6 protein-coding genes, 2 tRNA genes and 3 rRNA genes are annotated in these 14738 nt (G+C 41.5%); 8 read left to right on the forward strand and 3 right to left on the reverse strand.

What is annotated here, in order from left to right:
• Positions 1 to 7 precede the first annotated feature (7 nt).
• The gene (locus A379_RS10185) at positions 8 to 421 is read right to left on the reverse strand and encodes a hypothetical protein (RefSeq protein ID WP_040727902.1); all 414 of its coding nucleotides are present in this window, start codon (positions 419 to 421) and stop codon (positions 8 to 10) included.
• A gap of 175 nt (positions 422 to 596) precedes the next feature.
• On the opposite strand from A379_RS10185, the gene A379_RS10190 reads away from it, so the two are divergent.
• From A379_RS10190 to rrf, 8 genes are all read left to right on the forward strand, one after another.
• Positions 597 to 1190 carry a nucleoside triphosphate pyrophosphatase gene (locus A379_RS10190; RefSeq protein ID WP_040727905.1) on the forward strand — a complete coding sequence of 198 codons (594 nt, stop codon included), beginning with the start codon at positions 597 to 599 and terminating at the stop codon, positions 1188 to 1190.
• A gap of 42 nt (positions 1191 to 1232) precedes the next feature.
• Positions 1233 to 2702 (forward strand): ribonuclease G, encoded by a 1470-nt coding sequence (gene rng / locus A379_RS10195; protein ID WP_040727907.1) that lies wholly within the window; start codon positions 1233 to 1235, stop codon positions 2700 to 2702.
• 93 nt (positions 2703 to 2795) lie between these two features.
• Entirely contained in the window at positions 2796 to 6611 is a 3816-nt protein-coding gene (locus A379_RS10200; protein WP_040727908.1) for a YhdP family protein, read from the forward strand.
• Positions 6612 to 7337: 726 nt separating this feature from the next.
• Positions 7338 to 8883, forward strand: a 16S ribosomal RNA gene (locus tag A379_RS10205).
• A gap of 79 nt (positions 8884 to 8962) precedes the next feature.
• A tRNA-Ile gene (locus A379_RS10210) sits at positions 8963 to 9039 on the forward strand.
• 232 nt (positions 9040 to 9271) lie between these two features.
• Positions 9272 to 9347, forward strand: a tRNA-Ala gene (locus A379_RS10215).
• A 580-nt stretch (positions 9348 to 9927) separates the two neighbouring features.
• A 23S ribosomal RNA gene (locus A379_RS10220) occupies positions 9928 to 12794 on the forward strand.
• A 180-nt stretch (positions 12795 to 12974) separates the two neighbouring features.
• Positions 12975 to 13089 (forward strand): 5S ribosomal RNA (gene rrf / locus A379_RS10225).
• Together the 16S, 23S and 5S rRNA genes with 2 tRNA genes alongside form the textbook arrangement of a ribosomal RNA operon.
• 225 nt (positions 13090 to 13314) lie before the next feature.
• On the opposite strand, the gene A379_RS10230 is transcribed toward rrf, so the two are convergent.
• Both A379_RS10230 and A379_RS10235 read right to left on the reverse strand, forming a co-directional pair.
• Positions 13315 to 14241 carry an IS3 family transposase gene (locus tag A379_RS10230; RefSeq protein ID WP_106381680.1) on the reverse strand — a complete coding sequence of 309 codons (927 nt, stop codon included), beginning with the start codon at positions 14239 to 14241 and terminating at the stop codon, positions 13315 to 13317.
• The gene (locus A379_RS10235) at positions 14151 to 14663 is read right to left on the reverse strand and encodes a helix-turn-helix domain-containing protein (protein WP_040725716.1); all 513 of its coding nucleotides are present in this window, start codon (positions 14661 to 14663) and stop codon (positions 14151 to 14153) included. The genes A379_RS10230 and A379_RS10235 overlap by 91 nt, the downstream gene beginning before the upstream one ends.
• Positions 14664 to 14738: the final 75 nt, after the last annotated feature.

The raw sequence follows: 14738 nt of genomic DNA on the forward strand, positions 1-14738 counted from the left end.
GACGTTTTTACCAGGCCTGGTAAAAACCTTTTAAGGCTTCTCTAAGCTTTTCAGGTGTTTCTAATGAGGCTTTTAATGGCTCGTGACACCAAACGGCATCTGGCCAAACCTCATCGTTTTCTTCTCTAAAAATCAAATGAATATGTTGGTTAGGGTTTTTATTACCAATTTTGGCAATATTAAAATGCTGCGCGATGTTGTTTTCTTGAATAAAAGCGATGAGTTGGTAGATAGCACCGTAAAGCGCTTGAATATAGTTTAAATTTTCACTGGCATTTAACGTTTGTTTAGGTACAACAAGCAACCACTTCATTTCTGTTTTTTCAGCCATTAATGAGTAAAGAGGGTGGTCGTAGAGATAGAGGCTGTCAAAAGTAGCTTCTAGTTTTTGGGGTGAATGGTCGCTCAGAATAAAGTCCATACTTTTCTTTTCTCTTTATTAATTTCTTGTAAAAAAGGGGGTGAAGTGGGCGTTTTGCTTTCTATGTTAATTCAATTTTAACCAAAGCGCTCTAAAGCCAACAAAAATCGTTGTTTAGGCGTTAGAATGGCAAGATTAAAAAACTCGAATAAAACACTAATCTACCTTTGGAATTATGACACAACAATTTAAAAATAAACCGCTTTATTTATCGTCAAACTCACCAAGACGACAAGAGCTCTTACAGCAAGTAGGGTTACCCTTTGAGGTGGTCAATGCGCCAGTAGAAGAGGTGGCTTTACCACATGAGAATCCTGAATCTTATGTGAGACGTATCGCCATTGAGAAGGCTTTGGCGGGTTTTAATAAGGTTGCTGGTAAGGCTGTTTGGGTTATTGGTGGTGATACAGCAGTACTGATTGATGGCAAAGTATTAGGTAAACCAAAGAGCCAAGCCGATTCTTATCGGATGCTTGCTTTGTTGTCGGGAAAAACGCATCAGGTTTTATCTGCCGTATCGGTGGTTTTTGATGGTGAGGTTTTTTCAGCGGTGAACACCACACAAGTGCGTTTTAAGCCGTTAAACGAAAACGAGATTAAAGAGTATATTGCAAGTGGCGAACCCCAAGATAAAGCTGGAAGTTACGCAGTTCAAGGCTTGGCGGCAAAGTTTATTGTTGAGATTGAAGGCTCGTATTCTGGCGTAATGGGTTTGCCCTTATTTGAGTTGGATGAGTTGTTAACACAATCTAGTTATTACTCAAACTAAAAATGAATCAACGTTAAATTCAAAGAATAAAGGCATTAATCAATGCACAATGAAGAAAAAGTATTAGTGAATGTTACCCCAAATGAAACCCGTGTTGCTTGGGTTGAAAACGGTGTTTTACAAGAGGTTTGGGTAGAACGTGCCAATAAGCGTGGGTTGGTGGGTAATATCTATATAGGAAAAGTTGACCGAGTTTTGCCAGGAATGCAGGCCGCCTTTATTAATATAGGTTTAGAACGTGCCGCTTTTTTACATGTTTCGGATGTGTGTCATAAAGCGATTGGCCATGAAGATGAAGAGTGCGAAGATATTGCAAAGCTACTTCATTGTGGCCAAAAAATCATGGTGCAGGTGTTAAAAGACCCGCTTGGTACAAAGGGCGCTCGCATCACCATGCAGGTGACGATTCCTTCAAGAATGTTGGTTTTTATGCCAGTTGAAAAAACCTTGGGTGTATCGCAAAAAATTGATGACGCTGAAGAACGCGACAGACTCAGAGAGATGGTAAAAACTATCCCCGAATATAAGGCCTCAGAAGGTGGAGTGATTGTTAGAACCGTTGCTGAAGGGGTCGATTTTCATGAGATGCGCGCTGACATGCTTTATTTGCAACGTTTATGGAATGGTGTTCAGGAACGTGCTCGTGCTGCAAGAAAGCCCGTGTTGATTTATGAAGATCTTCCGCTCTACCTAAGAATTATGCGTGATATTCCGATTGATCGAATTGAAAAAATTCGTGTAGATTCCACTGAAACGCTAAAGAAAATGAAGGGCTTTGTTGAGATGTATGTCATTGAATTAAATGATCGGCTTGGTCTCTATCAAGGTGAACGTCCCATTTTTGACTTATATAATATTGAAGAAGAGATTCAAACCGCGTTACACAAAAGAGTAAATTTAAAATCGGGCGGATACCTGATTATTGATCAAACCGAAGCGATGACTACGATTGATGTGAATACAGGGGCCTTTGTTGGGCATAAAAATTTGGAAGAGACTATCTACCGAACCAATCTAGAAGCCACCCAAGCCATTGCTCGTCAATTACGTTTAAGAAATTTAGGAGGAATTATCATTCTAGATTTCATTGATATGGAAGACCCAGAACACCAGCAGCACGTTTTATCGGCTTTAGAAAAAGAGTTAAGTAAAGATCGAGTAAAAACCTCAATCAGTAATATCTCTAATTTAGGTTTGGTTGAAATGACCCGTAAACGCACACGAGAAAGCCTGGAGCGCACATTATGTGAACCTTGTCCTGTATGCAGTGGTCGTGGCACAGTTAAAACAGCAGAAACCGTGGCTTTTGAAATATTTAGAGAAATAACCCGTATGGCGCGTTCGTTTGATGCCAGTAAATACCGAGTGATTGCGGCAGAAGAGGTGGTTTCACGCATTATGGATGAAGAGTCAAGCAGTGTTGCCGAGCTTGAGTCATTCTTAAATAAGAGTATCCGTTTTCAGGCTGAAAGTACTTATGCTGCAGAACAGTTTGATGTGGTTATGATGTGATGGTTATTTATGTAAGGTTGTCTTAAAGGTATGTTCTCTTAAAACGGTGATAATAAAACTATGTTCTCTCAAATCATTTACTAGGCGTTATGGATGATTGTAAAAAGCACACATCATACTTTGCATTGGGCTTTTGGCCTTTTTGTTGCCTATTTGTTAATTACCCGCCTTTTTATCTCTTGGGTGCAATTTTTTCCTAATCAATTTGTTGCGACCTCTGAATGGTTAACCGATTCGAAAATTCAGCTGGGTTCAATTGAGATTGAACAAGATTGGTTAGGTTTTCAAGCAAGTCTAAAAAACTTTTCGATTAGCTCGGATGATTTCGAGTTCCAAGCTCAAAAACTTATTGTTGATATCAATGCATTTTCTATGCTTATTCCTACTGCTGGGTACGGTGATTTTTTACAAATTACCAAGGGGGCTTTTCAATCCAAGCTTAACAGCTCTCTTGAAGAAGAGAGTAAAGCATTTGATATACAAGAGTTAGGAAGGGTTGATACGAATATTAGTCATCTATGGAAACGCATTAAACTGCAAGACTTTGTTTTAAATGAAGTTGGCAGGCCTGGTCTTTCCATTCAGCTACATAACTTTCAATCACTCTATGGCTCACATTTAAGTATCGTTTCTGAGTTTAGTTTGAACTATAAAGATGTACTGAAGTATGAGCGATTTAATCTCAAGTCTACATTCACACCAACTGTTTGGGGGGGGATTGAAAATGGTGAGTTTTCACTTACCTCTTTTAAACCACTAAGTATTAAACGTTTAAGTAAATTACTGTCAGTCAATTGGCAGTCTGTACTTCCTGATGGTGAGCTTATTTTAGATTTAAAGGGCCATCTGAGTAAGTCGCAACTGTCATCAATGGAATTAAATCTCAATACCCAGGCTTTAAAATGGCATCAGTTACATAAAGGGTTGCCTGACAACTTAGGATTAAAGCTTAATTGGAACGTAGAACATCAAAATATTTCCAAGAAACTAAAGGATTGGCGCTTTACTTTATCTAAGATTCAGATTGATAACCGTTATATTGAGTCCATTTCACCAATGGATTTAAGGTTTGAAGGGCAGGAGTTTATTCGATTTAATGCCGATTATTTTGATATAGAACCATTTAAAGTTGTGGTTAAGTCATTAATAAAAAACCCGCATATTGCATCCTTGTTTGACCGTTCTGCATATTTGAGTATTTCAAATTTAGAGGGGATTTTTAATTGGAAAACACTGGATTTACCAGAGTTAGAAATTCTTTTTGATCGATTGGATATCCCCGTTACAGATTATCCTGGGATGAGTTTACGTCAATTTAATGTGATCAAAACGCCTGAAAACATTATGGTCTCAACACCTAATCCTGTGTGGATAATGGAACCGAAAGTGCATGACAAGCCTATGAAGTTGGAGTTGCCAGCCTCTTTTACCTTGAGTTTAGATAAAGTTAACCAGGTCTGGTCTTTACCTGATAGCCGTTTTTTAATAGATAAAATGCCGTTCAACTTAAAGATGAATCAACTTAGCTCAAGCTATATTGATAGCGAATTTTCGATGAATATTGATTCCATATCACGCTTAAAAAACTATCTGCCCTATGCCTTTATGACAGATAAGCTCAAAAAGTGGTTAACTGAAGGTTTAGTGGGCGGGGAAAATATCACTATTAAAGGTGATATTAGAGGTGTTTTGAGTGCATTCCCTTTTCAAAACAAAGATGGTCTTTTTAAAGTTGTGGCTAGTGTAAAAAACGCTGCTTTGAATTTTAATCCCAAATGGCCTGTACTTAGAGATTTTGACGCAGAGTTAGTGTTTACACCATTCAATTTAGCTATTGCGGTTGATAAGGTAAATATTGGTACCGATGTCATTGCCAAAGATGTTTTAGTGAATATTCCTGGTTTAGATAACAAAGATATAGCGTTAACGGTTCAGGGTAATGTGCAAACAAAACTACAAAATGCAGTTAATTATTTAAATGCTTCACCTCTCTCTCAAAGCTTAGGGATTAAAGAGTTTTTAACCAAGGGCGGTAAGCTTTCAGGCCAATCAACAGTCCATGTCGATAAGATTTGGGTGCCCATATCGGGTTATAAAGACCGTGCTGTGAAAGTGAGTGGATACGTTATCTTTAATAGAGCTAAGTTAAATATTTTAGAAAAACTTCATTTAACGGATATTAAAGGGCGTCTCGACTTTTCTGAACAAGGCGTTTCTTCACAAAGGCTTGGTTTTAAATTATTGGATGGTGATGGACAAGTTCAAGTTAAAACGAACAAGCTAACAAAGCAGACCGATATTACCGGAAGTGGTCGCTTTTTTGAAAAAGAACATGATTGGTTTAATAAAGCGGTTCCCTGGTCGGCAAGAATTGTTGTACCTTTCAAGGCATCTAAAAACAAGGATGTTACTCTTGACTTGGATGTGGATCTAGCTCAAGCAGAAAGCAAATTGCCAACACCGTTAGATAAAGAATCATTAGCAAGTAAAAAAGCAACAATTAGTACAAAAATTTCAGGCGAGTCTATAAAAAGTGAATTGAAATTACCAGGCCTGGTAAAAGCCAATTTACTTTGGGAAAAGCATAAGGCAGGTTTTGAACTCACAAATAATAAAATATGGTTAGGTCAAGTTCCAGTTAAAAAAGAAGATACACTTAATAAATACTCTTTTGTGAAAGGTAATATTCAAAAGTTGTCTTTAGATGAATGGATGCCAATTTCAAAAAAAATCGATTTTTTATCCCCGTCTAGCAAAGATAATTCTTCAAGCTTAGATTGGTCATCATCTTCCGTTTTTGTAAAACAAGCCAAGTTCTTATCACATGACTACTCCAATCTAAGGTTTACTTGGAAAAGTAAAGCTAATGAACCGTTAATAGTGAATGTGCTAAATCAAGATATTGATGCCGCAGTACAGTTTACCAAAGCCGATTTAATCGATGTAAAAGTAAAGAAGTTTTCTTTTTATACTGATGACATGGCGAATACAACAGACAAAGCGGTGGCGTCGCAAAAGAATAATTGCATAATCGATGATAAAGAGCCTCTACTGCCAATTATTCAATTTAAAGGGCAAAACTTAATAATCGACGAGAGAAAGGTGGATTCGGTTTCCTTTAAGTTGGTTGACGACATGGACAATTTGCAAATCGAAAATATCCAAGGAAGCTTTGGTGGCGGAGCGGGGACATTAATAGGAGGCTACATATTTGATAAACAAACAGGTAAAAGTGCTTTTAATATACAGCTTAACTCACAAAATGTATCTGCTGTAACCGAGTTTATTAAGTTAAAAAAAGGTTTCACTGGAAAATCGGGACGTGTAGATATTAGGTTAACCTGGTTAGGTGGACTGGAATGTTTCTCAACGAAACGCACAGAAGGTAATATTAAATTTAAATTAGAAGATGGCTCTATAGAAGACATTGAACCAGGTTTTGCCAGATTGATTGGTTTGTTAAGTATTGAGTCATTGGTTAGAAGATTAAAGCTCGATCTTAAAGATGTGACTAATAAAGGTATGGTTTATGACGAGATTAAAGGTGAAGCAAATTTAAAAGATGGAATTGTATTAATAGATAATTTTACGATTAAAGCGCCATCAGCAAATGGGGTAATAAAAGGTAATGCAAACATCTCAAAACAGAGTTTCGATTTAGATGCGAGTATAACCCCTAAAATTGGTGCGACAGTACCGACCATCGCAGCCTTAGCTGGAACAGCAAACCCATTGGCAGCATTAGCCGTTTATACCTTAATGAAAGTACTACCTGGAGTGAATGAAAACCTAGTTACCTATAAATATAAAATAACAGGTCCATGGTCCTCTCCAACTATAGATGGAGACAAAAATGAAGCTCCTAAAAAAGAAAATATAGAAAGCGACTCAATTCTAGAATTGAATTAAATCGATTTAAACCAGATGAATAACTGTTGTTTCAATAAAGGGGATGTCGAAAGGCATCGCCTTTTGTTTTTTATAAGTCACCTGTTGGAAGAATTCTTTTGATACTGTGAATAACCACACGTTTTGAGTTAGAAAAAATAGGGTAAGAAGCCAAAATGTGAATAACTCTGTGGATAACTCGTGGGTAAGATGGGGTTAAGTGGTGGTATTGGAATAAATGTAAAAAAAGTGTCAAAAAGGTGAAAAAAGGGGTTGCGTTGTTTTGTGAAATGACTAGAATACGCACCTGTTCCAACGGAGACACACAACGAACTGGTTAGACGCTAAGTCAACAGGGAGTTGAAAGTGGTTGAGAACCCCGCTTAACGATTGAGTATTTGATATGAGATTGTTAAGTTGATTGAAAAAGCAGTTGAAAATAATTTGAAATAAATTGTTGACAACGAATTGGAAATCAACTTATAATAAGCGGCTTACCGAGAAGGAAAAGCAAGTGAATTTGATTCGCTTCTTAACTTTCTCGAAGAGACCTAAGTTCTTTAAAAATCAGGTAATTCAGAGATAATTTATGTGGAAACTCCTTAAGTGAGTAACCAAATAAAAAATCTCGATTTTTGACAAATTATGTATTTGGTAATAAATAATTTATTATTTATTTATCATGTTCACTTTGTCAATTCCGAGTGTTTATTTCCAGAGATGGAATTGAAATATATCAGCAAGATTAAACTGAAGAGTTTGATCCTGGCTCAGAATGAACGCTGGCGGTAGGCTTAACACATGCAAGTCGGACGGAAACGATGAAAAAACTTGTTTTTTCAGGCGTCGAGTGGCGGACGGGTGAGTAACGCGTGGGAATCTACCCTATAGTTGGGGACAACGTATGGAAACGTACGCTAATACCGAATATGCTCTACGGAGTAAAGGTGCCCTCTCCTTGGAAGGTATCGCTATAGGATGAGCCCGCGTGAGATTAGCTAGTTGGTGGGGTAATGGCTCACCAAGGCAACGATCTCTAGCTGGTTTGAGAGGATGATCAGCCACACTGGGACTGAGACACGGCCCAGACTCCTACGGGAGGCAGCAGTGGGGAATATTGCACAATGAGCGAAAGCTTGATGCAGCCATACCGCGTGTGTGAAGAAGGCCCGAGGGTTGTAAAGCACTTTCAATTGTGAGGAAGGTTCAGTAGTTAATACCTGCTGTTCTTGACGTTAACTTTAGAAGAAGCACCGGCTAACTCTGTGCCAGCAGCCGCGGTAATACAGAGGGTGCAAGCGTTATTCGGAATTACTGGGCGTAAAGCGCGCGTAGGCGGATTATTAAGTCAGTTGTGAAAGCCCTGGGCTCAACCTGGGAACTGCATCTGATACTGGTAGTCTAGAGTTTAAGAGAGGGAAGTGGAATTCCAGGTGTAGCAGTGAAATGCGTAGATATCTGGAGGAACATCAGTGGCGAAGGCGACTTCCTGGCTTAAAACTGACGCTGAGGTGCGAAAGCGTGGGTAGCGAACGGGATTAGATACCCCGGTAGTCCACGCCGTAAACGATGTCAACTAGTTGTTGGTCTTATTAAAAAGATTAGTAACGAAGCTAACGCGATAAGTTGACCGCCTGGGGAGTACGGTCGCAAGATTAAAACTCAAAGGAATTGACGGGGGCCCGCACAAGCGGTGGAGCATGTGGTTTAATTCGATGCAACGCGAAGAACCTTACCATCCCTTGACATACCAAGAAGTTACTAGAGATAGTTTCGTGCCTTCGGGAACTTGGATACAGGTGCTGCATGGCTGTCGTCAGCTCGTGTCGTGAGATGTTGGGTTAAGTCCCGCAACGAGCGCAACCCTTATCATTAGTTGCTACCATTTAGTTGAGAACTCTAATGAGACTGCCGGTGATAAACCGGAGGAAGGCGGGGACGACGTCAAGTCATCATGGCCCTTATGGGATGGGCTACACACGTGCTACAATGGGGGGTACAAAGAGCAGCCAACTGGCAACAGTGCGCGAATCTCAAAAAACCCTTCGTAGTCCGGATTGGAGTCTGCAACTCGACTCCATGAAGTCGGAATCGCTAGTAATCGCGAATCAGAATGTCGCGGTGAATACGTTCCCGGGCCTTGTACACACCTCCCGTCACACCATGGGAGTGGATTGCAAAAGAAGTAGGTAGCTTAACCTTCGGGAGGGCGCTTACCACTTTGTGGTTCATGACTGGGGTGAAGTCGTAACAAGGTAGCCCTAGCGGAAGCTGGGGCTGGATCACCTCCTTTAAGATAAAGATGGTTACGAGCTTAAGTGAGTTTTCACATAAATTGTCTCTGAATTACATGAAAGTATAGTGAACGACCCGGGTCTGTAGCTCAGTTGGTTAGAGCGCACCCCTGATAAGGGTGAGGTCGGTGGTTCAAATCCACCCAGACCCACCATTTTTGTTGATCTTGAATCTTTTAAAAACCTCGTTTGTTTAAAACAAACTTCGATTTTTAAAATATCCAACCTCAATCAAAAATAGTCAGGGTGGCAACACACCGACACCAATTACGCAGGATTTTTTATTCTAATCAAGGCGCAAGAGGAAAGATTGAAGGAGTGTACTTATGGTGCATGACTGAAAGATTGACGAATGCAACGCAGAGTAGATTAAAAAAGACAAGTAATGGGGCTATAGCTCAGCTGGGAGAGCGCCTGCCTTGCACGCAGGAGGTCTGCGGTTCGATCCCGCATAGCTCCACCAATTTTACTATCTTGAACGATTTAAATCGCTCGCTTATAAAGATAAGCTTCGTGATTGAAATAGTCCAACCTAGTTAAAATTAACAATACTACTTTTAATGAGTTTTAGTTTTAAAACTAGAGTTTATTAACAGTACTATTGGTTGTTCTGCTTAATAAGATTAAGTAGACAAACGATACTGAAAAAACTGAAAAGTTCTTTAAAAATTTGGAATAGATCTCTCGATTGAGATTTTAAATACAAGCATTACTTATTGAGTAATCAATAGGCATTGTAGTTGGTTTAAGACTCAATCAATGAGAAGCCCACCTCTCAGCCGACAATTTGAGAGGTGGGTGTGGCAAGTATCCCTTCCAGGTGCTTGTCACGCAAACTGGATAATTTTTAAGCTTAGGCTTAAGAGTTATCAAGTATAGGTAAAATATATAATTGAGAATACTCAAGCGTATATCATGACAGCGAAAAACTTTTAGTTACGTACACTCATCAGACCTTATAAACAGAAACAAGTTCATTCAATGGTATAGCTACCAGAACTTGCGGAGTTAACAAAAGGCATAAGGTTATTTTTGAGTTGTATAGTTAAGTGACTAAGCGTACACGGTGGATGCCTAGGCAGAAGAAGGCGATGAAGGACGTAGTAACTTGCGATAAGCCACGGGGAGTCAGTAAACATGCATTGATCCGTGGATTTCCGAATGGGAAAACCCATCCATTTATGGATATCCTGCTTGCAGGAGGCTAACCCGGGGAACTGAAACATCTAAGTACCCGGAGGAAAAGAAATCAACCGAGATTCCCTAAGTAGCGGCGAGCGAACGGGGACCAGCCCTTAAGCATTTATAAGATTAGTAGAATAGTCTGGAAAGTCTAACGATACAAGGTGATAGTCCTGTATACGAAAATCTTTTAAGTGTGAAATCGAGTAGGACGGGACACGAGAAATCCTGTTTGAACATGGGGGGACCACCCTCCAAGGCTAAATACTCTCTTCTGACCGATAGTGAACCAGTACCGTGAGGGAAAGGCGAAAAGAACCCCTGAAGGGGAGTGAAATAGAACCTGAAACCGTGTACGTACAAGCAGTAGGAGCAGACTTGTTCTGTGACTGCGTACCTTTTGTATAATGGGTCAGCGACTTACATTATGTAGCGAGATTAACCGAATAGGGGAGTCGTAGGGAAACCGAGTCTTAAATGGGCGTTTAGTTGCATGGTGTAGACCCGAAACCGGGCGATCTATCCATGGCCAGGTTGAAGGTGCCGTAACAGGTACTGGAGGACCGAACCCACGTATGTTGAAAAATGCGGGGATGAGCTGTGGATCGGAGTGAAAGGCTAATCAAGCCCGGAGATAGCTGGTTCTCCTCGAAAACTATTTAGGTAGTGCCTCATGTCTTACTGTTGGGGGTAGAGCACTGTTATGGTCTAGCGGTCCGTCAAGGATTAGCAGCCCATTGCAAACTCCGAATACCAACAAGTACAATCATGGGAGACAGACTGCGGGTGCTAACGTCCGTAGTCAAGAGGGAAACAACCCAGACCGCCATCTAAGGTCCCTAAATATTACTAAGTGGGAAAGGATGTGGGAAGGCTCAGACAGTCAGGAGGTTGGCTTAGAAGCAGCCACCCTTTAAAGAAAGCGTAATAGCTCACTGATCGAGTCGGCCTGCGCCGAAGATTTAACGGGGCTAAGTAATATACCGAAGATGCGGATGCCATTTATGGCATGGTAGAGGAGCGTTCTGTAAGCCTGCGAAGGGGCATTGTAAAGTGTCCTGGAGGTATCAGAAGTGCGAATGCTGACATGAGTAGCGATAAAGGGAGTGAAAAGCTCCCTCGCCGAAAGACCAAGGTTTCCTACGCAACGTTAATCGACGTAGGGTTAGTCGACCCCTAAGACGAGGCCGAGAGGCGTAGTCGATGGGAAGCAGGTTAATATTCCTGCACTTTTTATTACTGCGATGGAGGGACGGAGTAGGCTAGATCAGCTTGGCGATGGTTGTCCAAGTTTAAGGATGTAGGCATGTATCTTAGGTAAATCCGGGATACTTTATGCTGAGACCTGATGACGAGTCCTCTTTTGGACGAAGTGATTGATGCCATGCTTCCAAGAAAAGCTTCTAAGCTTCAGGTAATAAAGAATCGTACCCCAAACCAACACAGGTGGTCAGGATGAGAATTCTAAGGCGCTTGAGAGAACTCGGGTGAAGGAACTAGGCAAAATGGTACCGTAACTTCGGGAGAAGGTACGCCCCCTTAGGTGAAAGACTTGCTCTGTAAGCTTTCGGGGGTTGCAATAAAATGGTGGCTGCAACTGTTTACTAAAAACATAGCACTGTGCAAAATCGAAAGATGACGTATACGGTGTGACGCCTGCCCGGTGCCGGAAGGTTAATTGATGGGGTTAGCTTAGGCGAAGCTCTTGATCGAAGCCCCGGTAAACGGCGGCCGTAACTATAACGGTCCTAAGGTAGCGAAATTCCTTGTCGGGTAAGTTCCGACCTGCACGAATGGCGTAATGATGGCCACACTGTCTCCACCCGAGACTCAGCGAAATTGAAATCGCAGTTAAGATGCTGCGTACCCGCGGCTAGACGGAAAGACCCCGTGAACCTTTACTACAGCTTTGCACTGGACTTTGATACTATCTGTGTAGGATAGGTGGGAGGCTTTGAAGCAGTAACGCCAGTTATTGTGGAGCCAATCTTGAAATACCACCCTGATATTATTGAGGTTCTAACCTAGGCCAGTGAATCCTGGTCAGGGACAGTGTATGGTGGGTAGTTTGACTGGGGCGGTCTCCTCCTAAAGAGTAACGGAGGAGCGCGAAGGTACCCTCAGCACGGTCGGACATCGTGCAATGAGCGCAAGAGTAAAAGGGTGCTTGACTGCGAGACTGACACGTCGAGCAGGTGCGAAAGCAGGTTCTAGTGATCCGGTGGTTCTGTGTGGAAGGGCCATCGCTCAACGGATAAAAGGTACTCCGGGGATAACAGGCTGATACCGCCCAAGAGTTCATATCGACGGCGGTGTTTGGCACCTCGATGTCGGCTCATCACATCCTGGGGCTGAAGTCGGTCCCAAGGGTATGGCTGTTCGCCATTTAAAGTGGTACGCGAGCTGGGTTTAGAACGTCGTGAGACAGTTCGGTCCCTATCTGCCGTGGGCGTTGGAAATTTGAGGGAGGCTGCTCCTAGTACGAGAGGACCGGAGTGGACGAACCGCTGGTGTTCGGGTTGTTATGCCAATAGCATTGCCCGGTAGCTACGTTCGGAAAGGATAACCGCTGAAAGCATCTAAGCGGGAAACCTGTCCCAAGATTAGATTTCCCTAGACTTTAAGTCTTCTGAAGGGCCGTTAGAGACTATGACGTTGATAGGCAAGGTGTGGAAGTGCAGTAATGTATGAAGCTAACTTGTACTAATTACCCGTGAGGCTTAACTATACAACTCAAAAGTAACTTTTGTTAAAGTGAAGTAGAGTAACGTAACTAAGAGTTTAAGAGTGGTTATGGTATACCTTGAGTGTTCGAGATTATAGAAAAACCAAATTTATAAAATCTCAAAGAGATCTATTTCAAAGAATTTTACGTGGTTGATACTAATCAGCCCGTAACACCAAATTGCTTGGTGACAATAGCAAGATGGAACCACCTGATCCCTTTCCGAACTCAGAAGTGAAACGTCTTAGCGCCGATGGTAGTGTGGGAGGTCCCATGTGAGAGTAGGTCATTGCCAAGCTTATATCCTAAAACCCTGCTAGTCTCTTTTGAGTCTGGCGGGGTTTTTTTATGTCTATTCGAAATAACCGACGAGAGAGTAGGGCGATTCGCGTAAAGAAATTCATCCTAGTGGATGAATTTTAGCAAGGGAGCGCCTAACCCTCAGTGGTTAGGCTGGACCATTGCCAAGCTTATATCCTAAAAACCCGTTATTGAAGTGACCCCAAAAAGTTGGACATTTTAGTTAAACGGCACTTAAGGCCTGATTTCGATATTCTATCGGAGTCAGGCCTTTTAGTTTCACCTTGATTCGTTTTGTATTGTAATACTCAATATAGTCTTTAATTTCTTCCATTAGATGCTCAGCGCTATTGAACTTCTTACGATGATACATCTCGGTTTTGAGGATTCCAAAAAAGTTCTCAGCAACCGCATTATCTAAACAGTTCCCTTTTCTTGACATGCTCTGAGTTAATCCATTCTCTTTTAGTAACTTCTGTACATCACTATGCTGATACTGCCAGCCTTGATCACTGTGGAATATCGGTTTGACTTTGCCTGTTAACTTATTGACTGCTTCTTTTAGCATGTCGGTCACCAGTGGTAGCCGTGCACTCTTGGCCACTCGATAACTAATCACTTCTTGGTTAAACAGGTCAATCACTGGGGATAAGTAAACTCGCTGTTCTCCGACTTTAAACTCCGTGACATCGGTGACCCATTTTTTATCCGGTGCATCAACACGGAAGTTTCTTTGAAGCACATTTTCGGCAATTCGGCCTACTTGACCTCTATAGGATCGGTAACGCTTTGGCCTGACGAATGACTTCAAGTTCAGTTCTTGCATTAAACGTTGAACGGCCTTCTTGTTTAAAAAGTGACCTAAGCGTCTTAACGCATAGGTCATGCGTCGATACCCATAACGACCTTTATGCTCATTACAGAGTTGTTGAATCGCTCTTTTAACGTCCGCATAACGATCAGGCAGCGCATTGCGCGCCTGATGGTAATAAAACACACTGCGCGCAAGCCCTGCGGCCTTGAGAAGATGTTTAAGTGGATAGAACTTTCTAAGCTGATCTATGAGCCCTGCTTTTTCTTGGTTTGGCGTTCTTTTTCCTGAAGCAGGGCATCGAGCTTTTTTAAATAAGCATTCTCCGCTCGACGGTATTCGAGTTCTTCTCGTAACTCTTCTAGGCTCATTTGTTCGGTTGGTTTAATGGTTTCTTGCTTTTGGTTTTTTTTCATTTTTCTACCCTGCTTTTTAGGCTGCAAGCCTGAAAGGCCGAACCGTTCGAATTGAGTGAGCCAAGTAGAAATCGTACCTGGAGAACTCATGTTATGGACAATACTGGTATAACTAATAGACCAGTTATTTTCACGCATGTGTTTTAGGATACGATATTTGTCTTCAAAAGAGTATGGTGTGTTTCGTTTGATAAACGCATTTTGACCATGGAAACGATAGACTTGTGTCCAGTAACGGATATAGCGATCTGGAATACCGAGTCGCTTGGAAATGGACAGACTGGATTCATGAGAAAGGCATTGCTTAGCAATCGCCAGTTTAAATTCTCGATTGTATTTGGACATGAAAAACCCCCAAAGTTGGTGTCCAACATTTGGGGGTCACTTCATATATCTTCGATATAGCGGGTTTTTTTTTGG

It is taken from the genome of Thiomicrorhabdus sp. Kp2 (assembly GCF_000478585.1).
Lineage (GTDB): Bacteria > Pseudomonadota > Gammaproteobacteria > Thiomicrospirales > Thiomicrospiraceae > Thiomicrorhabdus.